We start from the raw sequence: 24683 nt of genomic DNA, 5'->3' as shown, positions 1-24683 counted from the left end.
CGCCATGCCCGTATCGAGCCCCCGTGTGCTCGCCGTGATCCCCGCCCGCGGCGGGTCGAAGGGCGTGCCCGCCAAGAACCTCGCCGCCGTCGGAGGTGTGCCGCTGGTCGCCCGTGCCGTCATGGAGTGCCGGGCCTCCCGCCTGGTGACCGACGTGGCCGTGTCCACCGACGACGCGGGCATCGCCGCCGCGGCGCGCGGTGCGGGCGCCGTGGTCATCCAGCGGCCCACCGACATCGCGGGCGACACCGCCACCAGCGAGGCCGCGGTCATCCACGCGATGGACGCGTACGAGGCGATGCACGGCATCCCCGTGGACGTCGTGCTCCTGGTGCAGTGCACCAGCCCGTTCATCGTCCGCGAGGACATCGACGGGGTGGCCGGCGCGGTCGCCGAGCAGGGCGCGGACAGCGCGCTGACCGTGGCCCCGTTCCACGGCTTTGTCTGGCGCGAGGGCGACGACCCTGCCGCGGACGGCGGCGACGGCGTCAACCACGACAAGTCGTACCGCCCGCGCCGCCAGGACCGCCCCCAGGACTTCCTGGAGACCGGCGCCGCCTACGCCATGGACGCGCGCGGCTTCCGCGAGGCCGGGCACCGCTTCTTCGGCCGCACCGAGCTGGTGCGCACCGACGCCGCCCGGGTGCTGGAGGTCGACGACCCGCACGACCTGGCCCGCGCCCGCGCCCTCGCCCCGCTGCTGGACGCGGAGCGCCCGGGCGCCCTCCCCACCCGCGACGACATCGACGCGGTGGTACTCGACTTCGACGGCACCCAGACCGACGACAGGGTGCTGATCGATTCCGAAGGACGCGAACTCGTCGCCGTGCACCGCGGCGACGGGCTCGGGATCGCCGCACTGCGCCGAGCGGAGCTGGCACTGCTGATCCTGTCCACGGAGAAGAACCCGGTCGTCGCCGCACGGGGCCGCAAGCTCCAGGTCCCCGTGCTCCACGGCATCGACCGAAAAGATCTCGCACTGAAGCAGTGGTGCGAGGAGCAGGGCATCGCGCCGGAGCGCGTGCTCTACGTCGGCAACGACGTCAATGACCTCCCGTGCTTCGGCCTCGTCGGCTGGCCCGTGGCGGTCGCAGGTGCGCACGACGTCGTGCGCGGCGCTGCACGTGCGGTCACCTCCACCCCCGGAGGAGACGGCGCGATCCGCGAGATCGCCTCGTGGATTCTCGGAAAGGAACTGTCTTAAGTGAGCTCCAACTCTCGCCTCCGCACCCTCGGCGCGAAGACCGCCGGCCCCGGCAACCCGGTCTACGTCACCGGTGAAATCGGCATCAACCACAACGGCGACCTGGAGAACGCGTTCAAGCTGATCGACGCCGCCGCCGAAGCCGGGTGTGACGCGGTCAAGTTCCAGAAGCGAACCCCGGAGATCTGCACCCCGCGTGACCAGTGGGACATCGAGCGGGACACCCCCTGGGGCCGGATGACCTACATCGACTACCGCCACCGCGTGGAGTTCGGCGAGGACGAGTACCGCGCCATCTCCGAGCACTGCACGAAGCGCGGCATCGACTGGTTCGCCTCCCCGTGGGACACCGAGGCCGTCGCCTTCCTGGAGAAGTTCGACGTCCCGGCGCACAAGGTGGCCTCCGCCTCGCTGACCGACGACGAGCTGCTGCGCGCCCTGCGGGCGACCGGCCGCACGATCATCCTGTCGACGGGCATGTCCACCCCCAAGCAGATCCGCCACGCGGTGGAGGTGCTCGGCAGCGACAACATCCTGCTGTGCCACGCCACCTCCACGTACCCGGCCAAGGCCGAGGAGCTCAACCTGCGCGTGATCAACACGCTCCAGGCCGAGTACCCCAACGTGCCGATCGGCTACTCCGGCCACGAGACCGGTCTCCAGACCACCCTGGCCGCCGTCGCGCTCGGTGCCGCGTTCGTCGAGCGCCACATCACCCTGGACCGCGCCATGTGGGGCTCGGACCAGGCCGCCTCCGTCGAGCCGCAGGGTCTCGCCCGCCTGGTGCGTGACATCCGCGTGGTCGAGGAGTCGCTGGGCGACGGCGTCAAGAAGGTCTACGAGAGCGAGCTGGGCCCGATGAAGAAGCTGCGCCGGGTCTCCGGTGTGGTCGCCGAGGCCGAGGCCGCCGACCGCGAGCCCGTCGCGGTCTGAGGTTCATCTCCGTGATGCCCCTGGCCGGTCGGACCGGCCCGCGCCCGGAAGCGGCGGGATCCCTCGACTTCTCGGGGGACACCCGCCGCTTCCGGGCCCTGCCTTTGGACGGTGTGATGTCTGTGGACGGTGAGAGGTCTGTGGACGGTGCAACTGTGGACGGTGTGATGACCGGGAGCGGCGCGAAGTCCGCCACCACCCTCGCCTTCGTCGAAAGCCCGGTCCAGCTCCTCAACGTGCTGGAGTGGGCGTACACGGACGCCCTGCGCGCCCCGGGACCGGATACCAGGCCCACCGATCTCACCGTCGTCGTGCTCTCGCCGCACGATCCGATGACCCGCGGCCAGCTGCGCCGGATGGCCGAGCTGGCGCGCGACGAGGGCGTCACGGTGCGCTGGGAGGACGCGCGGGGCGGGGCGGGCGCACCGCTGAAGACCATCGGCGGGCTGCGCGGGCCGCTGCGCCGGGCGGCCCGGGTCGTGATCGGGGACCCGTTCTCCCGCTACGTCCAGCTGCTGCTGACCCTCACCCGGGCCAAGGACCTGGTCGTGGTGGACGACGGCACGGCCACCATGGAGTTCATCTCCCAGCTGGCCAACGGGGAGCGCCTGGTGCGCTGGCACCGGCGCGGCAACAGCCGCGGGGCGCTCGACAGGGCGTTCGCGCCGGTCTCCGCCACCGCGCGCCGCAAGCTCACCCCGGGCCAGAAGCGCCGGGTCGAGGTGTTCAGCTCGATGCCGGTCGAACCGCCCCCCGGGGTCACCGTCACCGCCAACGACTTCGCCTGGACCCGGGCCCGCTTCGGCCCGCCGCGGCTCACCCGCGGCACCGACCTGGTCGGCACCTCGCTGGTCGAGACGGGCGTGGTCGACCTGGAGCGCTACCTGGAGGCGGTCGCCGGGCTGGCCGAGGCCCACGGCGCGACCCGCTACTTCGCCCACCGCCGGGAGAGCGCCGAGAAGCTCAGCCGGGTCGCGCACGAGGTGGGGCTGGAGATCGTACGGCCCGACCTGCCGCTGGAGCTGATAGCGCGGCGCGGCCCGATCGGGCACACCATCGTGAGCTTCCCGTCCACCGTGGTGCACACCCTGCCGCTCGCGCTCGCGGGCACCGAGGTGAAGGTCGCCGTGTACGACGTCGACCCCGCCTGGCTGACCAGCGACGCGTCCCCGCGCGCCCAGGGGTTCCTGTCGGGCGTCACCGGCACCGCCCGGGACGTCCAGCGGCCCGGCTCGGTACCGCCCGCCGCGGCCCCCGACACCCCGCTGGCCATGTCGTAACGCCGGCGGGTACCCCATGTGGCGCTTCTCACGAAACGATCACACGCTCGCCGAGAAGCGGAGGGTTATACCCCCTGACTAGGCAGATCATGCACCGGCCGGGGTACTTTCCCGCCCCGAACGGGTTGAACTTTTGTTGATCGACATTCGCTCCACCCCAAGGTCGTTCTACGCTTCATTGGGTGAAGCAATTGATGTCCCTCGACGAGACCGATGCCACACCTTCCGCCGACGCGGCACTGCCCGGCGCGCTCCCCGATGAGCTGCGCGCCGAACTGATCGCCTTCCGGCGGGACTTGCACATGCACCCCGAGCTGGGCAACTGCGAGTTCCGTACCACCTCCGCCCTCAAGGCGCGGCTGGAGAAGGCGGGCCTCGAACCCCGCGTCCTGCCCAGTGGCACCGGCCTCATCTGTGACATCGGCCCCTGGGACGGGGTGACCCCGGCCCTGGCCCTGCGCGGCGACATCGACGCCCTGCCCATCCCGGACACCAAGACCGTCCCGTACCGCTCGACCGTCCCCGACCGCGCGCACGCCTGCGGCCATGACGTCCACACCACCGTGGTCCTCGGCGCCGGTCTGGTCCTCGCCGAGCTGGCCCGCGAGGGACGGCTGCGGCGCCCGGTGCGGCTGCTGTTCCAGCCCGCCGAGGAGGTCCTGCCGGGCGGTGCCGTCGACGCGATCGACGGCGGCGTCCTGGACGGCGTCGGCCGCATCCTCGCCCTGCACTGCGACCCCAAGGTCGAGGTCGGCCGGATCGGGCTGCGCACCGGCCCCATCACCTCCGCCTGCGACCGGCTGGAGGTCTCCCTCGACGGTCCCGGCGGCCACACCGCCCGCCCCCACCTCACCACCGACCTGGTCACCGCGACCGCCAAGGTGATCACCGAGGTGCCCGCGCTGCTGGCCCGCCGGGTCGACGCCCGCTCCGGCCTCGCCGTCACCTGGGGCCGGGTCGAGTCCGGCCACGCGTGCAACGTCATCCCGCAGCACGCCGAGCTGTCCGCCACGGTCCGCTGCCTGGACCTGCCCGCCTGGTACGCCGCCCCCGACCTGGTGCACGCCGCGATCGACGAGATCGCCACCCTCCACCGCGCCAAGTCGGAGATCAACTACATCCGCGGGGTCCCGCCGGTGGTCAACGAGGAGACCTCCACCGAGCTGCTGCGCGACGCGATGGTGGCCCGCCGCGGCTCGTACGCGGTCGAGGACACCGAACAGAGCCTCGGCGGCGAGGACTTCTCCTGGTACCTGGAGAAGGTGCCCGGCGCGATGGCCCGGCTCGGCGTGCGCAGGGTCGGCGACACCACCCGGCGCGACCTGCACGCGGGCGACTTCGACGTGGACGAGGGCGCCATCGCGGTGGGCGTCGAGCTGTTCACCGCCGCGGCTTTGCTCGACCGAAACGTCCTGTAGATCCAGTCTTCACGAGAGGTTCGCGACGATCCGATAACGGCTTCGGAGCGGGCCTTTATCTGGGATCTACGCGCGTTACGATGCGGCGGAGCCAGCGCCGCAGAGAGGCGCTTCGAGATTCAGAGGGGACCCTCGTGCGCCGGGTATCCACGATAGCTGTCGCGGGCATCGCCACCGCGGCTCTCGCAATGTCCGTCACCGCCTGTGGCAGCAGTTCCGAAGAGGGAAGCAAGAACGCCGGCGTCGGCCTCGCCTATGACGTCGGCGGCCGCGGCGACCACTCCTTCAACGACTCCGCAGCCAAGGGCTACGACCGCGCCCTGAAGGACTTCAAGATCAAGGGCAAGGAGCTGACCGCGAAGGACGGCGACACCGACGCCGACCGCTACGACAAGCTGTCCAGTCTCGCCGAGGCGGGCTACAACCCGGTCGTCGGCGTCGGCTACGCGTGGACCCCCTCGCTGGCCAAGGCCGCCAAGAAGTACCCCGACACGGACTTCGGGATCGTCGACTCCGTCGTCGACGCCAAGAACGTCGCCAGCCTGGTCTCCGCCGAGCACGAGGGCTCGTACCTCGCCGGGGTGGCCGCCGGGCTCAAGACCAAGTCCGACAAGGTCGGCTTCATCGGCGGCACCGACAGCGCGCTGATCAAGAAGTTCGCGGGCGGCTTCCAGCAGGGCCTGAAGGACACCAACCCCAAGGCGTCCCTCGACGTCCAGTGGGTCCAGGTCGGTTCGCCCAAGGGCTTCGGCATGCCGGACCGCGGCAAGGACATCGCCGAGGGCATGCTCTCCAACAAGGTCGACGTGATCTTCTCCGCGGCCGGCGGCTCCGGCGCGGGCGCCATCGAGGCGACCGGCAAGAAGAAGGGCACCTGGTCGATCGGCGTCGACGGCGACCAGTACTACGACAAGGGCCTGGCCCCGTACAAGAACGCGATCCTGACCTCCATGGTCAAGAACGTGGACGGCTCGGTCTACGACTTCATCAAGAGCGTCGTCAAGACCAAGAAGTCCGAACACGGCGTGCAGTCCTACGACCTCAAGCGCGGCGGCGTCAGCCTCTCGTACTCCGGCGGCTTCATCGATGACATCAAGCCGAAGATCGAGGCGGCGAAGAAGAAGATCATCGACGGCAAGATCAAGGTCGCGGACACCTACAAGTAAACCGGTCCCCGTCGACGACGGACCTGGGGGGCGTGCCGTTGGGCGCGCCCCCTTGACTACACGCCCCCGCCCCTCAGGAGTGCGCCATCAAAGCCGCCAGCCCACCCAAGGGCGCCCCCGCCGGTGACGTCGGAGACGTTGCCGTCCAACTCCGCGGAATCACCAAGCGGTTCCCCGGAGTCGTCGCCAACCACGACATCGACATCACCGTGCGACGCGGCACCGTGCACGCCCTCGTGGGCGAGAACGGCGCGGGCAAGTCCACCCTGATGAAGATCCTCTACGGGATGCAGCGCCCCGACGAGGGCACCATCGCCCTCGACGGCGCACCCGTAGAACTGCACTCCCCGGCGGACGCCATATCCCGTGGCGTGGGCATGGTGCACCAGCACTTCATGCTCGCCGACAACTTCACCGTGCTGGAGAACGTCGTCCTCGGCGCGGAGAAGCTGCACGGCATCGGCGGCAAGGCGCGCGCCCGCATCAAGGAGATCTCCGACGCGTACGGGCTGGGCGTCCGCCCCGACGTCATGGTCGAGGACTTGGGCGTGGCGGACCGCCAGCGCGTGGAGATCCTCAAGGTCCTCTACCGCGGCGCCCGCACCCTCATCCTCGACGAGCCCACCGCGGTCCTCGTCCCGCAGGAGGTCGACGCGCTCTTCGCCAACCTCCGCGACCTCAAGGCCGAGGGCCTGACCGTCCTGTTCATCTCCCACAAGCTGGGCGAAGTCCTCGCCGTGGCCGACGACATCACCGTCATCCGGCGCGGTACGACGGTGGCCTCGGTCGTCCCGTCCGAGACCGACCCGCGGCGGCTCGCCGAGCTGATGGTCGGCAGCGAACTGCCCTCGCCGGAGACCCGCGAATCCACCGTCACCGACACCGAGATGCTGACCCTCGACGGGGTGCGGCTCACCGCCACCGACGTGGACGGCGTCGAGCGGGCCGTCCTGGACGACATCGGCTTCACCATCCGCAAGGGCGAAGTCCTCGGCATCGCCGGGGTCGAGGGCAACGGCCAGGCCGAACTGGTCGAGGCCATCATGGGCATGCGCGACCCCGACGCGGGCACCATCACCCTCGACGGCGCCGACATCTCCCACGCCCCCACCCGCAAGCGGCGCGAGGACGGCATCGGCTACATCCCCGAGGACCGCCACCGGCACGGCCTGCTGCTGGAGGCCCCGCTGTGGGAGAACCGCATCCTCGGCCATGTCACCGAGACGCCCAACAGCAAGGGCGGACTGCTCAACCCGGCCGCCGCCCGGCGTGACACCGAGCGCATCGTCGCCGCGTACGACGTCCGCACCCCCGGCATCGAGGTCACCGCGGCCTCGCTGTCCGGCGGCAACCAGCAGAAGCTGATCGTCGGCCGCGAGATGAGCCACCACCCCAAGCTGCTCATCGCCGCGCACCCGACGCGCGGCGTGGACGTCGGCGCGCAGGCGCAGATCTGGGACCAGATCCGCACCGCGCGTCGCGAGGGCCTGGCCGTGCTGCTGATCTCGGCCGACCTGGACGAGCTGATCGGCCTGTCCGACACCCTGCGGGTCATGTACCGGGGCCGGCTGGTCGCCGACGCCGACCCCGCCACGATCACCCCGGAGGAGCTGGGCTCGGCCATGACCGGCGCGGCGTCCGGCCACCTGGAACACCCTGCGGAAGAGCCCGCGGAAGCCCCTGCGGAAGACCCCGCGGAAGAGCCCGCGGAAGAGCCTGCGGCGGAGACGACCGGGGGAGAGGACCGATGAAGAAGTTCGACAAGGAGCGGGTGCTCCTCGCGGTCGCGGCCCCGCTGCTCGCGCTCGTCGCCGCGTTCCTCCTGACCGCCCTGGTGCTGGCCGCCACCGGCAAGGCGCCGTTCAATGCCTTCGGCATCATGTTCGACTACGGCATCAAGGCGGACAGCCAGGTCTACATCCTCAACAAGGCGACGACGTACTACCTGGCGGGTCTCGCGGTGGCCATCGGCTTCCGGATGAACCTGTTCAACATCGGCGTCGACGGCCAGTACCGGCTCGCCGCCTTCTTCGCCGCCGTCGTCGGCGGGGCGCTCAAGCTGCCGGGCCTGGTGCAGATCCCGCTGATCATCCTCGTCGCCATGCTGGTCGGCGCGATGTGGGCGTCCATCGCCGGACTGCTCAAGGTCTACCGCGGCGTCAGCGAGGTGATCAGCACCATCATGCTGAACTCCCTCGCGGGCATCCTCATCAGCTATCTGCTGGTCGACGGGCGGCTGGCCGAGCTGGACAAGCAGACCAACATCGTGTCCACCGAGCCGCTGCCCTCCTCCAGCCACTTCTTCACCATCCCGGCCGGCGGCGGCCTCGACCCCGTCTTCGGCTTCATCGTCGTCGCCGCGCTCGCCGGCGTCGGCTTCTGGTTCCTCCTCGGCCGCACCCGCTTCGGCTTCGACCTGCGCGCGGTGGGCCGATCCGAGTCCGCCGCCCAGGCCAGCGGCGTCGACGTCAAGCGCATGGTGCTCACCAGCATGCTGCTCTCCGGCGCGATGGCCGGGCTCATCGGCATGCCGACCCTGCTCAACGACACCCACCAGTTCACCGCCGACTTCCCGGCCGGTATCGGCTTCACCGGCATCGCCATCGCCCTGCTCGGCCGCAACAACCCGGTCGGCATCGCGCTGGCCGCGGTGCTGTGGGGCTTCCTGGAGCGCGGCGCCAACCGGCTGGAGTTCGAGGGCTACGACAAGGAGATCGTCGGCGTCATGCAGGGCGTGATCGTCCTGTGCGTCGTCATCGCGTACGAACTGGTGCGCCGCTACGGCCTCAAGCGCCAGCAGCAGCGGGTCGGCGCGGAACTCGCCGCTCAGGCCCGTAAGGGCGAGAAGAAGAGCGACACGAAGGAGGTGGCGGTATGAGCGCCACGGCTACCGCCACCAAGGACGGCACCGCGCCCGGGAAGGCCCCGAAGCGAGGGCCCCGGATGTCCGTCGCCACGGTGCTGCTGATCATCGCCGGGACGCTGGTCGCGCTGTCCGTGCTGCGCGCCCTGGCCGGTGCCACGCAAGCGTCCGCCTTCGAGAACATCACCTCCTCCGGCCAGATCGGCGCCGCCCTCTCCATGGCCGTGCCCATCGGGCTCGCCGGGCTCGGCGGGCTGTGGGCCGAGCGGGCGGGCGTCGTCAACATCGGCCTCGAAGGCATGATGATCCTCGGCACCTTCTTCGGTGCCTGGGCGGGCTACCAGACCAACCCCTGGGTGGGCGTCCTCGCCGGGGTCCTCGGCGGCGCGGTCGGCGGTCTGGTGCACGCGATCGCCACCGTCACCTTCGGCGTGGACCACATCATCTCCGGTGTCGCGATCAACATCCTCGCGCTCGGCGCCACCACCTACCTCGCCAAGCGCTGGTTCGAACCGCTCTCCGACATCGGCGGCAGCCCCAAGCAGTCCCCGCAGGTCGACGACATCGCGTCGTTCACCGTGCCGGGCCTGTCCGACGGGCTGGCCACCGTCGAGAACCACCACTGGTTCCTGGTCTCCGACCTCGCGGGCCTGCTCGGCGGCCTGGTCACCGACATCTCCGCGCTGACCATCGTCTCGATCCTGCTCTTCGCGGGCACCTTCTTCGTCCTGTGGAAGACCTCGTTCGGGTTGCGGCTGCGGTCCTGCGGCGAGAACCCCACCGCCGCCGAGTCCCTCGGCGTCAACGTCTACCTCTACAAGTACGCGGCCGTCGTCATCTCCGGTGGCCTCGCCGGACTCGGCGGCGTCTTCCTCGCCCTCGTCCGCTCCCACATCTACAACGAGGGCCAGACCGGCGGCCGCGGCTACATCGGCCTCGCCGCCATGCTCTTCGGCAACTGGCGGCCCGGCGGCCTCGCCATGGGCGCGGGCCTCTTCGGCTACTCCGACGCCCTCCAGCTGCGCAACGGCGGCGCCACCGTCCACGCGCTGCTGCTCCTGGTGGCCCTCGGACTCGCCCTCCTGGCGGGCTGGCGCCTCTACCGAAAGAGCTACGTCGCGGGCGCGGTGTGCGGCGGCGCCGCGGTACTGCTGGTGCTGTGGTACGCCCTGACGGACACCGTGGCCAACGACCTGGTCCCGGCGACCCCGTACATCGTCACCCTGCTGGTCATGGGACTCGCCGCCCAGCGGCTGCGGATGCCCAAGGCCAACAACAAGCCCTACCGGAAGGGACAGGGCACATGACCCCACCCGCCGCAGCGGCCTCCGGCCGGAACCCCGACTGGGAGTCGCTGCGCACGGCGGCCCGGGACGCCATGTCCCGGGCGTACGCCCCCTACTCCCGCTTCCCCGTGGGCGCCGCCGCCCTCGTCGACGACGGCCGCACGGTCAGCGGCTGCAACGTGGAGAACGCGGCGTACGGCGTCGCGCTGTGCGCCGAGTGCGGCCTGATCTCCGCCCTCTTCGCCACCGGCGGCGGCCGCCTCACCGCGTTCACCTGCTGCGACCGCGACGGTGCCGTGCTGATGCCGTGCGGCCGCTGCCGCCAGCTGCTGTGGGAGCACGGCGGCCCCGAGCTCCAGATGGACACGGCGTCCGGCATCCGCCCGCTCGCCGAACTCCTCCCGGACGCGTTCGGCCCGGCCGACCTGGCCCGCATCAGCGCCCCGTAACCACGTCCGGGCGCCTCGCACGGAACACCTCGCACGAGCGCCCGGCACGCCCGCTTTACGAAAGGCCCCTCCGCACATGGACGCCATCTCCGTCATCCGAGCCAAGCGCGACGGCGGCCGTCTGAGCGACGCCCAGATCGACTGGATCATCGACGCCTATACGCGCGGCGAGGTCGCCCACGAGCAGATGTCCGCCCTCGCGATGGCGATCTTCCTGAACGGCATGGACCGCGCGGAGATCGCCCGCTGGACCGCCGCGATGATCGCCTCCGGCGAGCGGATGGACTTCTCCGCGCTGCCCCGCCCGACCGCCGACAAGCACTCCACGGGTGGCGTCGGCGACAAGATCACCCTCCCGCTGGCGCCCCTGGTCGCCGCCTGCGGGGCCGCCGTACCGCAGCTCTCCGGCCGGGGACTCGGCCACACCGGCGGCACCCTCGACAAGCTGGAGTCCATCCCCGGCTGGCGGGCCTCGCTGTCCAATGACGACATGCTCGACGTGCTGCGCTCCGTGGGCTCCGTCATCTGCGCGGCGGGCGACGGCCTCGCGCCCGCCGACAAGAAGCTGTACGCCCTCCGCGACGTCACCGGCACGGTCGAGTCGATCCCGCTCATCGCCTCCTCGATCATGTCCAAGAAGATCGCCGAGGGCACCGGCTCCCTGGTCCTGGACGTCAAGGTCGGCTCCGGCGCCTTCATGAAGGACATCGACGCCGCCCGCGAACTGGCCACCACCATGGTCGGCCTCGGCGCCGACCACGGCGTCCGCACCACCGCCCTGCTCACCGACATGGCCACCCCGCTCGGGCTGACCGCGGGCAACGCGCTCGAAGTCCGCGAATCCGTCGAGGTCCTGGCGGGCGGCGGCCCCGCCGACGTCGTCGAACTCACCCTCGCCCTGGCCCGCGAGATGCTCGACGCGGCCGGACTCCCCGACGCCGACCCCGCCAAGGCGCTCGCCGACGGCACCGCCATGGACCACTGGCGGCGCATGATCACCGCCCAGGGCGGCGACCCCGAGGCGTCGTTGCCGGTGGCCCGCGAACAGCACGTCGTCACCGCGGAGTCCACCGGCGTCCTCACCCGCCTCGACGCCTACGCGGTGGGCGTCGCCGCCTGGCGGCTGGGCGCGGGCCGGGCCCGTAAGGAGGACCCCGTGCAGGCGGGCGCGGGCATCGAGATCCACGCCAAGCCGGGCGACCACGTCACCGCCGGGCAGCCCCTGCTGACCCTCCACACGGACACCCCCGCCGCGTTCGCGTACGCGCTGGAGGCCCTGGACGGCGCCACCGACTACGCCCCGGAGGGCACCGCGTTCACGTCGAAGCCGATCGTCCTGGAGCGCATCGCCTGACCTGCGGAGGTCCTCAACTGGGAGGGCGCGGCGCGTAATTGGTTTGATCGCGCCGCGCCCTTCCCCGTATCCTCGTACGCATGTACACAGGCACTGGATCTCTGAAGCTCCGCACCCGCCGCTGACGGCGGCGCACCGAGCCTTCTCCCTGCCCGCCGTTCCGGCCCTCCGCCGGGCGGCCGCTCGCATGCTGCCCGGCTCCATCCCGAGCTGCGGAGCACCCTGTGTCTTCCCTTCCCCCCGCGGGCTCTTCGAGCCTGCCCCGAACCGAACTCCACTCCCAGGCCCCGGTCGGTGACCGTGCCCATCTGCGCGCGGACGACATCACCGTCACCCGTGGCGCACGGCAGATCCTCCGGGGCGTGTCCGTCACCGTCTCCGCCCGCTCCCGGCTCGCCATCGTCGGCGAGAACGGCCGCGGCAAGACCACGCTGCTGCATGTGCTCGCCGGTCTCCTCACGCCCGACAGCGGCACGGTGCACCGGGCGGGCACCTTCGGGCTCGCACGGCAAGCCCTGCACTCCCGCTCCGGCGAAACCGTCGGCACGCTGACGGCCGACGCGCTGCGGAGCGCCCACGCCGCCCTGCGCGCACTGGACCTGGCCTCCGCGGACCTCGCCCGGGGCGCCGACGGCGCCGACGACCGGTACGCCGACGCGCTGGAGGCCGCCACACGGCTGGACGCCTGGGACGCCGACCGGCGCGTCGACATGGCCCTGGAGGCGCTGCACGCGTGCACCGACCGGACCCGTGAGCTGTCCACCCTGTCCGTGGGGCAGCGCTACCGGGTGCGGCTGGCCTGCCTGCTGGGCGCCTGGCACGACATCCTGCTGCTCGACGAGCCGAGCAACCACCTCGACGCCGACGGCCTGGCCTTCCTCACCGACCGCCTGCGCGGCCACGGCGGGGGCGTCGCCCTGGTCAGCCATGACCGCGCCCTGCTGCGCGACGTCGCCAGGGAGTTCCTCGACCTGGACCCCACCCAGGACGGGCGCCCCCGCGCGTACGCCGGTGGCTACGAGGCGTGGCAGGACGGCCGCCGCCGGGACCGCGAGCGGTGGATCCAGGACTACGAGGAACAGCAGGCGGAACACCGCAGGCTGACCGTCGCCGTCGATCAGGCCCGTGACCGCCTCAGCACCGGCTGGCGCCCCGCGAAGGGCACCGGCAAGCACCAGCGCCAGTCGCGGGCGCCGGGGGTGGTGCAGGCGCTCAACCGCGAGCGGGAGGCGCTGGAAGCACACCGCATCACCGTGCCCGAGCCGCCGCTGTCGCTGCGGTGGCCCGAGCTGTCCACCCGCCCCGGATCGGCGCTGGTCCGCGCCCAGGACGTGGCGGTCGCCGGGCGGCTCACCGGCCCGGTCACGCTCTCCGTCGACGGCGGGGACCGGCTGCTCATCACGGGCGAAAACGGGTCCGGAAAGTCCACCCTGCTCTCGGTGCTCGCCGACGCCCTCACCCCGACGAGCGGCACGGTGCGCCACCTCGCCGGTGCGCGGGTGGCCATGGTCGCCCAGGAAGTCCCGTCCTGGCCGGGGGAGTTCACCGCCCGGCAGGTGTACGACCGGCACGTGGGGCGGCTGACCGTCCGCGGCGCGGTGCCCGAGCGCGACCTGGTGCCGCTGGGCGCGACCGGCGTGCTGGACCGCGAGGCGATGCGCACCCCGGTCGCCCGCATGTCCCTGGGCCAGCAGCGGCGTCTCGACCTGGCCCTGCGCCTGGCCACCCGCCCCCACCTGATCATCTTCGACGAGCCCACCAACCACCTCTCGGCCGTGCTCGTCGACGAACTGACCACGGCCCTGCTCGGCACCCCGGCCGCCGTCATCGTCGCCACCCACGACCGCCAGCTCCTCACCGACCTGGCGCCCTGGCCGCGCCTGCACCTCACACCGGGCTAAATCGATGGGCGGCAGCGGTGTCCGTCATTACGCTGACCCGTATGCCGCCCACCGACCGACTGCTCGCCTTCGCGGCCATGTCGTTCCTGCTGATCGTCGTCCCCGGCCCCAGCGTGCTGTTCGTGATCGGACGCGCGCTGGCGCAGGGCCGCCGCGCCGCCCTGACCTCGGTCCTCGGCAACACCCTCGGCGCGTACACCCTCGTCGTGGCAGTGGCGCTCGGAGTCGGGACGCTCGTGGAGCGCTCGGTCCTCGTCTTCACGGCGCTCAAGCTGGCGGGTGCGGCGTACCTGGTGTACCTGGGCGTGAAGGCCATACGCCGACGCCACGCCCTCCCCGCCGCCCTCACCGGCGGCGGCCCCGCCGCCCACGGCAGCCTGCGCACCCTGGGCGAGGGGTTCGCCGTCGGCGTGGCGAACCCCAAGACCATCGTCTTCTTCGCCGCGGTCCTCCCGCAGCTCGTCGACCGCGGCGACGGCCACGTGGCGCTCCAGATGCTGCTGCTCGGCCTGGTCTTCAACGCCATCGCCCTCGCCTCCGACAGCATCTGGGGCGTAGGGGGTGTCTTGCCGATCATGCCGGGCTCCCGACGCCTGGCACGGCACCTCGCGGCGCCGCGCTCGTCGCACGCAGCGCCGCTGCGCTCTCCTCACGCGACTTGCGAGCTACCGCACCAGACGCCGCTCGCTGATCCGGCCTGATCGACAAGACACCCCCTGCCCGCCGCCACCGCCCGGGGCTGGTTCACCCGCTCTCCCGGGCGCCTCGCCCTGGTCGGCGGCGCCGGCGGCCTCACGATGATCGGCCTCGGCGTCACGGCCGCCGCGACGGGCCGCAAGGAATAGTCCTCGCGGCGACGGGCCGCAAGCACTAGCCCTCGCCGTCGACGGCCTCCACCGCGGCGGGGACGAGCACGACCTCCTGCGGGGTCCAGCAGTCCGAACGCTCGGTGGCCACTTCGGCCGAGCACCCGCGGCACACGAGGTTCGGGCCGTCGCAGCCGTCCAGGCCGCAGCAGCCGTTCCGCCGTCCGCGCAGCGAGATCAATTCGGTGCCGCGCACATCGGCCCGGGCCAGGACGATGCCGGTCAGCCCCGCGCGCCGGAGGCCCAGGGCCGCCCCCGCGAACTGTGGCCGGAAGACGCGCTCCCCGGCCTCCGGCGGATCGTAGGCGAAGGTGCCCGGACGCATCCGCGGCGGGCACTCCTCGCCCTTCGGCAGCGCGTACGGCGCAGGGGCGCTGTCCGCGTCGGGCAGCGGCACCTCCCGTACGGGCGCGGTGACATCGCCGTGGCAGCGGCGGCAGCGGAAGACGACCATGCGCGCCATTGTCCGGTCCCGGGCGGGCGGGCCCCTACCGCCAGACCGCCGTGCGCCGGCGGAGGCCGGGGGTGAGGTGCTTCAGGTAGCGGGGGTCGGTGACCGTGAAGGTGATGTCGGCGCCCGCGGAACCTCGTACGCCACCCACGTCACCACCACCGGCGTTTCGGCCACCCCCGGCCGGGCCGGAAGCCTTGCGGCGGGCGACCACGCGTTCGATGGCCCCGCATTCCCGGGCCATCGCTTCGTCCGGAATCGCGCGCGTTCGAGTGAGCCCCTGCCTCGTTGAGCCTGGCATCGCCGGACCACCCAGGTGCGGCGGCGACACGAGGAGGGATCCAGGTGACCGTGACCGACACCTCGACCGAACGCTCCGCAGCGCCACCCCCTCCACCACCGGCGGTCATCAGCTTCGAGGGGAAGCACGGCAAGAACCCGCTGGAAGAGGCGAGTTTCGCCACGATGTGCTCGCGGCTTCCCTCGGTGCTGACGAAGACCGCGCGCATGGCGTGGGCCGTCGACCGCGCCGCGGTCGTCCTGCTCCTCTCCTGTCAGGTCCTCACCGGCGCCGCGGCCGCCTGCGTGCTCGGGTTCACCGCGCGGGCCATGTCGCACATCCTCGGCGCGGGCACCGTGTCGATACGTCTGCACGCCGCGCTGCCCGCCCTCGTCGTCGTGGCCGTGGCCGCCGCCGCAGGCCGAATCAGCGGTGCGCTGTCCTCGTACGCCGACGGTCGGATCACCCCGCGCCTGATGTCCGAGGCGGACACCGCCCTCGTCACCGCCGTGTGCCGGGTCGAGGCATCCGCGTACGGGGAACCGGGGTTCGCCGACCGCCAGGAGGCCGCCGAGGTCGGCGTCACCCGCACCCGGCTGATGGTCCAGGACGCGCAGCGCTTCATGGCCGCACTGGTCCGGATGATCGCCGCCAGTGGTGTCATCACCGTCCTGCACTGGCTGATGCTCCCGCTGCTCCTGCTCGCCGTGCTGCCCGCCGGTCTGGGCGCCGTGCTGTCCGCCCGCGTCGACTACGAGACCCACTACGCCAACGTCGGCGACCGCAACGTCCGCGGCATGATGCGCTGGTGGGCCACGTACTCCCGGTACGGCGACGAGGTGCGCGCCAACGGCATGACCGGCTATCTCGTCTACTGGTACCGGGCCCTGTCCGAGCGCATCGACCAGCGCACCCTGACCGCCGCGCCCCGCATGCTCCGCATCGCGCTCGCGACCTCCGCCCTCGGCGGCCTGTTCCTCCTCGGCACCTGGGCCGCCCTCGCCTGGCTGGCCACCACCGGCCGGGTCGCCCTGCCCGTCGCGGCCACCGCGGTCGTCGCCGTCCAGGCCACGCTCGCCGCGCTCTCCCAACTCGTCATCCACGGCGCCGCGATGTTCCACACCTCGCTCTACCTCGCCGACATGAGGTCGTTCCTCGACATGGCCGCCGACCGCGCCCCGAAGCGCGGGGAGCTGACCATCCCGGAGCGGGTGGACGAGATCCGCCTCGACGAGGTCGTCTACCACTACCCGGGCAAGGACGACCCCGCGGTCGACGGCGTCTCCCTCACCCTGCGGCGCGGCGAGATCCTCGCCGTCGTGGGCGAGAACGGCTCGGGCAAGTCCACCCTGACCAAGCTCCTCACCGGAATCCTCCTCCCCGACAAGGGCCGCGTCCTGTGGGACGACACCGATCTGGCCCACGCCGACTCCGACGCGGTGTGGGCGCGGACCGCCCTCGTCCCCCAGAACTTCGCCTGCTGGCCCCTGCGCGCCCGCGAGAACATCACCCTCGGCCAGCCCAAGACCTACGACGACACCCCGGTGTGGGAGGCCGTCGACGCCGTCGGCATGCGGGAGGCCGTCGAGAAGCTGCCCCGGCAGCTCGACACCCTGCTCGCCCGCGAACTCTTCGGCGGCGCCGAACTGTCCGGAGGACAGTGGCAGCGCCTCGCCTGCGGCCGCGCCCTGTACCGCCGGACCCCCTTGCTGATCCTGGACGAACCGACGTCGCAGATGGACCCGCGCGGCGAGCACCAGATCTTCCTGGAGGTCAAGCGCATCGCCGCCGAGCGCATGACGATCGTGGTGACGCACCAGCTGGAGAACACCCGCCTCGCGGACCGGATCATCGTCATGCGGCACGGCCGCATCATCGAACAGGGCGGGTACGACGAACTCATCCACGCGGGCGGGCTCTTCGCGGAGCTGGTCGCCCTCGCCAAGGACCGGTAGGCCGCCGTGCCGCGGGCGTCACTGCGCCATTGGAGGTGACTGAAGGACAGTTCTTGGGCCGTGTGGATCAATCCCGGCGTCTTGCTCATGACCTTTCACGATTTTCTTCCTTAAATCTGAACTGACAGTCGACATCCGACTGCGCTTCATCTGGAGGAATCATGCAGATCGTGAAGAAGGCGGCCTTCCTGGCCGCGACCGTCGGCAGCCTGGCGCTCCTCGGGACCGGCACCGCGGCCGCCCACAATGGCACGGGCAACGATGTTCCGCCTCCCCCGGTCAGCGTCCAGACCTGTAGCGTCACCACCGGCGACATCAACATCATCAACGGTGACGTCACCGCCGGGAACGTCGGGGACAACTCTCCGGTTGCCAACAACACCGTCGTCATCAGTGTCAGCTGCTTCAACACCACCGATGAGGCCTGAGGCGGCTTAAGCCAGGCGCCTTACGCATTCCGGCCCCCGGAACGGGCGAAGGGGCCGCCCCCGCCGGACAGTGGCGGGTGCGGCCCCTTCGGGCTCATGAGGTGTCAGGCGCGTGCTGTTCAGTCGTCGTCGCCGTCGTTGTCGTCCTGGTCGTTGTCGTCGTGGTCGACGTGCTGGCCCAGGACCTTGCCGCTGGCGGCGTCGACGGTGATGTCGTGGCTCTTGTGGTCCTTGCCGAGGACGTCGACCTCGTAGACGGTGGCGCCGGTGCGGTCGTTGTCGTCCAGGCCGAAGGAGGTGACGGTGCCGGGGACGGCGTTCAGGGCCTGGTCGGTGGCCTTGCCGTAGCCGGTCTTGTCGCCCTTGATCAGGGCCTGGGTCTCGCGGGCGTCCTCGGCGGCGTCGTCGTCGCGGTCGGTGTGCTGGCCCAGGACCTTGCCGTTGCCCGCGTCGACGGTGATGTCGTGGCTCTTGTGGTCCTTGCCGAAGACGTCGACCTCCCAGATGAGGGAGCCGTTGCGGTCGGCGGTGTCGAGCTCGGCGGAGGTCGCGGTGCCGGGGACGGCCTTCAGCGCCGCGGCGGTGGCCTGGTCGTAGCTGACCTTGTCCGCCTTGACCTGGGTGCGGTCCTGGGCGGTGTCGTCCAGGTGGCGCTCGCTCTGGTTCAGCTGGACCGAGGATTTCGGGGCCGGGCCGTCGTCGTCCGCGAAGGCGCTGGCCGCGCCCGTGCCGCCGATCAGGGCGATGGCGGCGGCCGTGCCGAGGACGACGGCGCGGGGGGTGAGGGTGCGCTTGGCGGTGGCCTTCATGAGGGACGTTCCTCCGGTTCGTTTCGCGGTTTCGCTTCCGCCGGTGGGCCCTGTCGCGCCCTTCCGACACCCACTACGTTGCCGAACCGAACCTGAACGCAGCCTGAAGTCCTGAAGCTGTCTTCAGGTTGGGGAGTTTCCGCAGGCCGAACGGGCGAAGGGGCCGCCCCCGCCGGACAGTGGCGGGCGCGGCCCCTTCGGGCTGAGAGGTGTGTCAGGCGTGGGCCGGGGCGGGAGCCATCCGCTGCTCGACCCGGGCCTTGCGCGTCCCGTACAGGGTGATGGCCGTGGCGCCGACGACGGCCAGCAGGCCGAGGGCGACGGTGCCGGTCCAGCCGCCCGCGTGGAAGGCCATGGCGCCGAGCGTGCCGCCCGCGCTGCTGCCGACGTAGTACGCGGTCTGGTAGAGCGCGGCGGCCTGGGCGCGGCCCGTCTTCGCGGTGCGGCTGACCGCCGAGGAGGCGGCGGCGTGGCCCGCGAAGAAGCCCGCGGTGATCAGGACCAGGCCGAGCAGGACGGGTGCCAGCGAGTCGGCGAGGCTCAGCAGGAGCCCGGCGGCGGTGGTGCTCACCGCGACGTACAGGGCGCCGCGCCGCCCGAGGCGGCCGACCAGCTTGCCGGTGGCGGCGGAGGAGACCGTGCCGACCAGGTAGATCAGGAAGATCGAGCCGATCATGCTCTGCGAGAGCCCGAAGGGCTCGCCCACCAGCCGGTAGCCGATCACCGTGTAGACGCCGCCGAAGACGGTCATGAAGAGCGCGCCGATGGCGTACAGGCGGCACAGCAGCGGGTCGGACAGGTGCCGGGTCACGGTGCGGGCCAGGGCCCGCGGGCTGACCGCGGCGGGGGAGAAGTTCCGGGCCTTGGGGATCAGCAGCCGGAAGGCGATCCCGCAGACCAGCGCCATGGCGCCGACCGCCGCGAGGCCCATCCGCCAGCCGTGGCCGTCGGCGACCCAGCCGGTGATGAGGCGGCCGCTCATACCGCCGACGCTGTTGCCCGCCACGAACAGCCCGATCGCGCCGACCAGCGCCCGCGGTTCGACCTCCTCGGAGAGGTACGCCATCGCGGAGGCCGGGATTCCGGCGATCGCCGCGCCCTGGACGGCGCGCAGCGCGATCAGCCAGCCCAGGTCGGGGGCATACGGCACGACCAGCGCGACCGCCACCGCGACCGTCAGCGAGACGGTCATCATCGTGCGGCGGCCGAACCGCTCGGACAGGGCGCTCAGCGGGACGACCATCAGCGCCAGCGCCAGGGTGGCCGCGGACACGCTCCAGCTGGCCTGGTCGGCCTGGACGTGCAGATCGTCGGAGATCGCGGGGAGCAGCGCCTGGGTCGAGTAGAGCAGGGCGAAGGTGGCGAGTCCGGCCGTGAAGAGCGCGAGTCTCATCCGGATGTAGCCGGGGCGGCCGGGGGCCATGCGCTCGGGTGCAGAAGAGACGGGCGGTGCGGAGGCGTCCACGCGGCTGTGGGTGGACGCCCCGGTATCAGCGGGAGGCATGGTTCGAAGGTAAGGACCCGGGGGTTGATGCGTCCAATGCACGAAATCGCGATAATCGATCCACGACAGCATGAGCAGAGGTCAGGGGCGTTTATGTCACGCATCCGCAACCAAAACGACATTCCGGTGACAGTCGAGGTCGAGGCCGAGTCCTGGGCGGCGGCCCTGACGCCCCGCCTCGCGCAGTTCGCCGCGGTCGCCCGCCACGAGCATGTCACCCGCGCCGCCCAGGAGCTGGGGGTGCCGCAGTCGACGCTCAGCCGGGCGATGGTGCGGCTGGAGGAGGACCTGGGCGTGGCGCTGTTCGCCCGCCGCGGCCGTACGGTGGCGCTCACCCCGGCGGGGGGTACGTTCCTGCGCTCGGTGGAACGGGCGCTGGCCGAGGTGGACCGGGCCGCCGAGTCCGTACGGGCCGACGCGGACCCGGCGGCGGGCCGCATCGCGTTCGGCTTTCTGCACACGCTGGGCTCGGAGACCGTACCCGGCCTGATCCGCGCCTTCCGCGCCGACCACCCCCGGGTCCGCTTCCAGCTGGTCCAGAACTACGGCCAGGCGATGATCGAGCGGATGCGGGCGGGCGGCCTCGACCTGTGTCTGACCTCGCCCGTTCCCGACGCCCCCGACCTGGTCGCCCGCCGCCTGGACGAGCAGCGGCTGCGGCTGGTGGTGCCGGACGACCACCGGCTGGCCGGGCGCCGCCGGGTCCGGCTCGCCGAGGCGTCGGCGGAGCTGTTCGTGACGCTGGAGCCGGGGTACGGGCTGCGCCGGATCACCGACGCCCTGTGCGCGGAGGCGGGCTTCACCCCGAAGATCGCCTTCGAGGGGGAGGAGGCGGAGACGCTGCGCGGTCTGGTCGCCGCGGGTCTCGGCGTGGCGCTGCTGCCGCCGCCCGCCGTGCCCCGCCCGGGGGTCGCGGAGCTGACGGTCACGGCGCCGCGAGCGGTCCGTGAGATCGGCGTGGCCTGGCTGGACGGCCACCCCGACACGCCTCCGGTGGCCGCCTTCAAACGGTTTCTGCTGAGCCGTCGCGGTCAGCTTCTCGACTGACCTCCTCCTGGCCGGCGTTCTCGCAGCCGGCGCTTTCCCGACCGGCGTTCTCCCGGCTCAAGTTCGCGGCGTCCGGGCTGATCAGGACGTCTATCCCGGCCCGCAGGAACTGCTCGAAGACATCCTGGTTCTCCGCCGAGGCCAGTGCGGGGGACTGGATGGTGCCGCGCATCAGGCTGGTGCCGAGCACCCACGCCACCAGCAGCTCGGCCCGCACCTCGGCGTGCGGACCCGCCAGGCGGGCGGCGAACCGCTTGCTGAACATGTCGGTCAGCTCTTCTCGCAGCCGTCCGATGGCCTCGTCGCGGCTGGAGGAGCGGAGCACGGTGAGCACGGGGTGGGGGAAGTCGGCGTCCTTGGGCTCCCCGGCGATCAGGGCGCTGAACCAGTCCGCGACGCAGTCCAAGGGGACGTCGAGCAGTGGCTCGAACACCTTGGAGTTGCTCGACACCGTCTCGAACAGCGCCTCCTTTGAGCCGAAGTACCGGTAGACGAGCGCGGCGTCCACGCCGACGTCCCCGGCGATGTCGCGCACGCTGGTGCCGTCGTAGCCGTACCGGCCGAAACGGAAGGCGGCGGCGGACATCAGGGCGGTGCGCGTCCGCTCGGCACTGCGCTTGCGCGCGGGCGTGCAAGCGGGCGTGGCAGGCGCCCCCGAAGTCCGGTCGTTCGCTGGTTCGTTCACCCATAACTCCTCGCGCAGTACGGCCCGTCGCCGGTCGCCCATCCTCCAGGCTCTGCCGACTGTCTCAAAGTCACCGATCGTTGTCATCGATTGTTGACTTTCCGTCGAACGCACATGCACGATGATCGATAAGTCAACGATCGATGACTTAGGGGTTGGGAGATCAACTGTGTCTGATCGACGTGTCGCCGTGATCGGAACCGGCTATGTCGGACTGACCACCGGCGCCTGCCTGGCGTCCCTGGGCCACCACGTGGTGTGCGCGGACGCCGACTCCCAGAAGGTCCAGCGGCTGCGGCGGGCCGAGGTCGACATCCTCGAACCCGGCCTCCCGGACCTCGTCCGGGACACCGTGGCCTCCGGCCACCTGGAGTTCACCCAGGACACCGCGGCCGCCGTGGCCGACGCCGACGTCGTGTTCCTCTGCCTGCCCACGCCCATGGGCGCAGGCGGCGCCGCCGACCTGGCCGCCGTCGAGACGGTGGCCGGGGAGATCCGGACCGTCCTGCCGCAGGGGAGCGTGGTCGTCAACAAGTCCACCGTGCCCGTCGGCACCGCGCAGCGCGTCGCGGACCTGCTCGGCCGCCCGGACGTGACGGTGGTGAGCAATCCGGAATTCCTCCGCGAGGGCCGGGCCGTGCACGACTTCCTGCACCCGGACCGCATCGTCATCGGCGCCGCGGACCAGGAGGCCGGGCAGCGCGTGGCCGACCTGTACGGCACGCTGGACGCGCCCGTCGTGCTGACCGACGCCGCCAGCGCCGAACTCGCCAAGTACGCGGCCAACTTCTTCCTGGCCATGAAGCTGTCCTTCGCCAACAACCTGGCCACCCTCTGCGAACACTTCGGCGCCGACATCGGCGACGTCACCGACGGCATCGGCCACGACCCCCGCATCGGCCCCGCGTTCCTGCGGCCCGGCCCCGGCTGGGGCGGCTCCTGCCTGCCCAAGGACACCCACGCCCTGCTGACGATCTGCCAGGAGGCCGGGGTGGACTTCCCGCTGCTGCGGGCCACCATCGAGACCAACGTCGAGCACCAGTACCGGCTGGTCGAGCGCATCGTCGCCGAGTCCGCGGCCGCGGACGGCTCGCTGCACGGCGTACGGCTCGCCCTGCTCGGCCTGACCTTCAAGGCGGGCACCTCCGACCTGCGCGACTCACCGGCCCTGGCCATCGCCCGGCTCCTGAAGGAGCGCGGCGCCGAACTCCTCGCCTACGACCCGGCGCTGGAGGGCACCCGCCGCCCCGACCTCAGCGATCTGCTCACCGTCGTGGACGACCCGCTGGACGCGGCGGCCGGTGCGGACGCGTGCGTCGTCCTCACCGAGTGGCCACAGCTGCGGGACCTCGACTGGGAGGCCATCGCCGGGCGGCTCGCCAGCCCCACCGTCCACGACTTCCGCAACCTCCTCGACCCGGTCCGGCTGGAGCGGGCCGGGCTGCGGTGGTACGGCGTCGGCCGCACGCCCGCCCTGGCGCCGCGCGGCTGAGCGTCACGCGACGCCCCGACTCCGTACGCGACGCAGCCCGACCACGTAACCGAACCGACCGAACAGAAAGGTTCACCCCATGCGGGTCCTGTGCACCACAACCGGCAGTGCCTCCCACGGGCGCGCCCAGCTGCCCCTGCTCCGCGCGCTCGCCGCGGCCGGACACGAGGTGCTGGTGGTCACCAACTCCGGCCTGGCACATGTCTTCCAGGATGACGACGTCCGCGTGAGCACCGTCATGCCCGACCTCGACCCCCGTGCCCGGATGCAGGAGCACGCCGACGAGATGGCCAACCTGCCGCAGGGCGACACGGCCGCGCTGCACTCCGCGATGGGACGGCTGATGTTCCGCGGCATGGCCGGCGCCGGGGCGAAGATCTCCCTGGAGGCCGTCTTCCCGACGGCGAAGGAATTCCAGCCCGACCTCATCCTGCGCGACGGCATGGACATGGGCGCCTGCCTGATCGCCGAGCGGCTGGGCATACCCCATCTGCCCACCCCCTCCGGCGCCGTCAACATCCTCGACCCGGCCGATGTGCTGCCGTACCTCAACGGCACCCGCGAGGAAGTGGGGCTGCCCACCCACGACGACCCGCTGTCCATCGCACCGCACGGGCGCGTCGACTGCGTACCGCCGGAGTTCACCTTCGCCCGGAACCTGCCGCCGACGTTTTCGTACCGGCAGACCGTGGACGTCGAGCGGGCCTCCGTCCTCCCGCGCTGGGTCGCCGAACTCCCCACCGACCGGCCGCTGGTGTACGCCGCCATCGGCACCGCCATGCCGAAGATGCTGGAGATGGGCGGCGCCGAAGGCGGGCTGGAGCTTCCGCCCGGGTTCCCGGACCCCACGGCCACGCTGCGCAGCATCGCCGACGCCGTGTCGCGGCTGGAGGACTGCACCGTCGTCCTCACCACCTCGGGCGTCCCCCTGGACACCGACGGCCTCCCGCCGCACGTCCACGTCACCGAGCGGCTGCCGCAGCCGATCCTGCTGGAGTCCGTCGACGTGTTCCTCACCCACGGCGGCTTCAACAGCATCCGTGAGTCGCTGCGCACCGCCACCCCGCTGGCCGTCCTGCCGCAGTTCGGCGACCAGCACGCCAACGCGCGGCGGGTCGAGGAACTGGGCCTCGGCCGCCACGTCACCGACACCACCCCCGAGGGCATCGCCGCCGTCTGCCGGGACGTCCTCGCCGACGACGCCATCACCGCACGGGCCCGTACGGCACGGCTGGCGATGCTGGCCACGCCGGGCATCGAGACCGCCGTCGGCGATCTGGAGAAGCTCGCCGGATAACCCTGCCCCGCACGC

General features: G+C 71.8%; 21 protein-coding genes and 1 pseudogene. 18 read left to right on the top strand and 4 right to left on the bottom strand.

What is annotated here, in order from left to right:
- Positions 1-4 precede the first annotated feature (4 nt).
- The 13 genes and pseudogenes from HYQ63_RS18430 to HYQ63_RS44765 form a co-directional block, all read left to right on the top strand.
- Positions 5-1204 (top strand): acylneuraminate cytidylyltransferase, encoded by a 1200-nt coding sequence (locus HYQ63_RS18430; protein WP_179934940.1) that lies wholly within the window; start codon positions 5-7, stop codon positions 1202-1204.
- Positions 1205-2137, top strand: coding sequence for an N-acetylneuraminate synthase family protein (locus tag HYQ63_RS18425; RefSeq protein WP_179934939.1), 933 nt, complete (start codon positions 1205-1207; stop codon positions 2135-2137). It begins immediately after the preceding gene.
- 167 nt (positions 2138-2304) lie between these two features.
- Positions 2305-3417, top strand: coding sequence for a hypothetical protein (locus HYQ63_RS18420; protein WP_179940253.1), 1113 nt, complete (start codon positions 2305-2307; stop codon positions 3415-3417).
- A gap of 194 nt (positions 3418-3611) precedes the next feature.
- Positions 3612-4835 carry an amidohydrolase gene (locus HYQ63_RS18415; protein ID WP_179940251.1) on the top strand — a complete coding sequence of 408 codons (1224 nt, stop codon included), beginning with the start codon at positions 3612-3614 and terminating at the stop codon, positions 4833-4835.
- 134 nt (positions 4836-4969) lie between these two features.
- Entirely contained in the window at positions 4970-6001 is a 1032-nt protein-coding gene (locus HYQ63_RS18410; protein ID WP_179934938.1) for a BMP family protein, read from the top strand.
- Between the two features lie 86 nt (positions 6002-6087).
- A complete protein-coding gene (locus HYQ63_RS18405) occupies positions 6088-7752 on the top strand; it encodes an ABC transporter ATP-binding protein (protein WP_257232624.1) in 1665 nt (554 codons plus the stop codon).
- Positions 7749-8879: an ABC transporter permease gene (locus tag HYQ63_RS18400; protein WP_179934937.1), complete on the top strand. Its 1131-nt coding sequence runs from the start codon at positions 7749-7751 to the stop codon at positions 8877-8879. Before HYQ63_RS18405 ends, HYQ63_RS18400 begins: the two co-directional genes overlap by 4 nt.
- Entirely contained in the window at positions 8876-10171 is a 1296-nt protein-coding gene (locus HYQ63_RS18395; RefSeq protein WP_179934936.1) for an ABC transporter permease, read from the top strand. Before HYQ63_RS18400 ends, HYQ63_RS18395 begins: the two co-directional genes overlap by 4 nt.
- Positions 10168-10599 (top strand): cytidine deaminase, encoded by a 432-nt coding sequence (locus HYQ63_RS18390; protein WP_179934935.1) that lies wholly within the window; start codon positions 10168-10170, stop codon positions 10597-10599. The genes HYQ63_RS18395 and HYQ63_RS18390 overlap by 4 nt, the downstream gene beginning before the upstream one ends.
- A gap of 76 nt (positions 10600-10675) precedes the next feature.
- A complete protein-coding gene (locus HYQ63_RS18385) occupies positions 10676-11953 on the top strand; it encodes a thymidine phosphorylase (protein WP_179934934.1) in 1278 nt (425 codons plus the stop codon).
- A gap of 224 nt (positions 11954-12177) precedes the next feature.
- Positions 12178-13854, top strand: coding sequence for an ABC-F family ATP-binding cassette domain-containing protein (locus HYQ63_RS18380; RefSeq protein ID WP_257231930.1), 1677 nt, complete (start codon positions 12178-12180; stop codon positions 13852-13854).
- A gap of 41 nt (positions 13855-13895) precedes the next feature.
- On the top strand, positions 13896-14555 hold the full coding sequence (locus HYQ63_RS18375) for a LysE family translocator (RefSeq protein ID WP_257231929.1): 660 nt from the start codon (positions 13896-13898) through the stop codon (positions 14553-14555).
- 15 nt (positions 14556-14570) lie between these two features.
- Positions 14571-14699 (top strand): annotated as a pseudogene (locus HYQ63_RS44765) (LysE family translocator); the annotation flags it as partial.
- Positions 14700-14724: 25 nt separating this feature from the next.
- Here HYQ63_RS44765 and HYQ63_RS18370 read toward each other — a convergent pair.
- On the bottom strand, positions 14725-15174 hold the full coding sequence (locus HYQ63_RS18370; protein WP_179934933.1) for a hypothetical protein: 450 nt from the start codon (positions 15172-15174) through the stop codon (positions 14725-14727).
- Between the two features lie 342 nt (positions 15175-15516).
- Between HYQ63_RS18370 and HYQ63_RS18365 the strand changes: the two genes are divergently transcribed.
- Positions 15517-17406, top strand: a complete 1890-nt coding sequence (locus HYQ63_RS18365; protein ID WP_179934932.1) for an ATP-binding cassette domain-containing protein — start codon at positions 15517-15519, stop codon at positions 17404-17406.
- Between the two features lie 161 nt (positions 17407-17567).
- On the top strand, positions 17568-17834 hold the full coding sequence (locus HYQ63_RS18360) for a hypothetical protein (protein WP_179931900.1): 267 nt from the start codon (positions 17568-17570) through the stop codon (positions 17832-17834).
- Positions 17835-17953: 119 nt separating this feature from the next.
- On the opposite strand, the gene HYQ63_RS18355 is transcribed toward HYQ63_RS18360, so the two are convergent.
- Together HYQ63_RS18355 and HYQ63_RS18350 are read right to left on the bottom strand one after the other, a co-directional pair.
- Positions 17954-18643, bottom strand: coding sequence for a PepSY domain-containing protein (locus HYQ63_RS18355; RefSeq protein WP_179934931.1), 690 nt, complete (start codon positions 18641-18643; stop codon positions 17954-17956).
- A gap of 214 nt (positions 18644-18857) precedes the next feature.
- Positions 18858-20147 (bottom strand): MFS transporter, encoded by a 1290-nt coding sequence (locus HYQ63_RS18350; RefSeq protein ID WP_179934930.1) that lies wholly within the window; start codon positions 20145-20147, stop codon positions 18858-18860.
- 93 nt (positions 20148-20240) lie between these two features.
- Here HYQ63_RS18350 and HYQ63_RS18345 point away from each other — a divergent pair, with 93 nt between their 5' ends.
- Positions 20241-21194 (top strand): LysR family transcriptional regulator, encoded by a 954-nt coding sequence (locus HYQ63_RS18345; RefSeq protein WP_179934929.1) that lies wholly within the window; start codon positions 20241-20243, stop codon positions 21192-21194.
- On the opposite strand, the gene HYQ63_RS18340 is transcribed toward HYQ63_RS18345, so the two are convergent.
- The gene (locus tag HYQ63_RS18340) at positions 21151-21879 is read right to left on the bottom strand and encodes a TetR/AcrR family transcriptional regulator (protein WP_257231928.1); all 729 of its coding nucleotides are present in this window, start codon (positions 21877-21879) and stop codon (positions 21151-21153) included. The two genes, HYQ63_RS18345 and HYQ63_RS18340, sit on opposite strands and share 44 nt — an antisense overlap.
- Before the next feature lie 169 nt (positions 21880-22048).
- On the opposite strand from HYQ63_RS18340, the gene HYQ63_RS18335 reads away from it, so the two are divergent.
- Both HYQ63_RS18335 and HYQ63_RS18330 read left to right on the top strand, forming a co-directional pair.
- The gene (locus HYQ63_RS18335; protein ID WP_179934927.1) at positions 22049-23371 is read left to right on the top strand and encodes a UDP-glucose/GDP-mannose dehydrogenase family protein; all 1323 of its coding nucleotides are present in this window, start codon (positions 22049-22051) and stop codon (positions 23369-23371) included.
- A gap of 79 nt (positions 23372-23450) precedes the next feature.
- Positions 23451-24668 (top strand): glycosyltransferase, encoded by a 1218-nt coding sequence (locus HYQ63_RS18330; RefSeq protein WP_179934926.1) that lies wholly within the window; start codon positions 23451-23453, stop codon positions 24666-24668.
- Positions 24669-24683: the final 15 nt, after the last annotated feature.

Origin of the sequence: Streptomyces sp. Rer75 (assembly GCF_013414305.1) — a bacterium.
GTDB classification, from domain to species: domain Bacteria; phylum Actinomycetota; class Actinomycetes; order Streptomycetales; family Streptomycetaceae; genus Streptomyces; species Streptomyces himastatinicus.
The sequence above is the reverse complement of the archived record's forward strand: the minus strand, read 5'-3'. Positions and strand labels throughout refer to the sequence as shown.

Bases quoted from the DNA above. Each gene is read 5' to 3' on its own strand.
- HYQ63_RS18330 (WP_179934926.1), top strand. From the start codon at position 23,451: ATGCGGGTCCTGTGCACCACAACCGGCAGTGCCTCCCACGGGCGCGCC.
- HYQ63_RS18420 (WP_179940253.1), top strand. From the start codon at position 2,305: ATGACCGGGAGCGGCGCGAAGTCCGCCACCACCCTCGCCTTCGTCGAA.
- HYQ63_RS18430 (WP_179934940.1), top strand. From the start codon at position 5: ATGCCCGTATCGAGCCCCCGTGTGCTCGCCGTGATCCCCGCCCGCGGC.
- HYQ63_RS18360 (WP_179931900.1), top strand. From the start codon at position 17,568: ATGCAGATCGTGAAGAAGGCGGCCTTCCTGGCCGCGACCGTCGGCAGC.
- HYQ63_RS18415 (WP_179940251.1), top strand. From the start codon at position 3,612: ATGTCCCTCGACGAGACCGATGCCACACCTTCCGCCGACGCGGCACTG.
- HYQ63_RS18375 (WP_257231929.1), top strand. From the start codon at position 13,896: ATGCCGCCCACCGACCGACTGCTCGCCTTCGCGGCCATGTCGTTCCTG.
- HYQ63_RS18385 (WP_179934934.1), top strand. From the start codon at position 10,676: ATGGACGCCATCTCCGTCATCCGAGCCAAGCGCGACGGCGGCCGTCTG.
- HYQ63_RS18350 (WP_179934930.1), bottom strand. From the start codon at position 20,147: ATGCCTCCCGCTGATACCGGGGCGTCCACCCACAGCCGCGTGGACGCC.
- HYQ63_RS18345 (WP_179934929.1), top strand. From the start codon at position 20,241: ATGTCACGCATCCGCAACCAAAACGACATTCCGGTGACAGTCGAGGTC.
- HYQ63_RS18370 (WP_179934933.1), bottom strand. From the start codon at position 15,174: ATGGTCGTCTTCCGCTGCCGCCGCTGCCACGGCGATGTCACCGCGCCC.
- HYQ63_RS18400 (WP_179934937.1), top strand. From the start codon at position 7,749: ATGAAGAAGTTCGACAAGGAGCGGGTGCTCCTCGCGGTCGCGGCCCCG.
- HYQ63_RS18390 (WP_179934935.1), top strand. From the start codon at position 10,168: ATGACCCCACCCGCCGCAGCGGCCTCCGGCCGGAACCCCGACTGGGAG.
- HYQ63_RS18355 (WP_179934931.1), bottom strand. From the start codon at position 18,643: ATGAAGGCCACCGCCAAGCGCACCCTCACCCCCCGCGCCGTCGTCCTC.
- HYQ63_RS18395 (WP_179934936.1), top strand. From the start codon at position 8,876: ATGAGCGCCACGGCTACCGCCACCAAGGACGGCACCGCGCCCGGGAAG.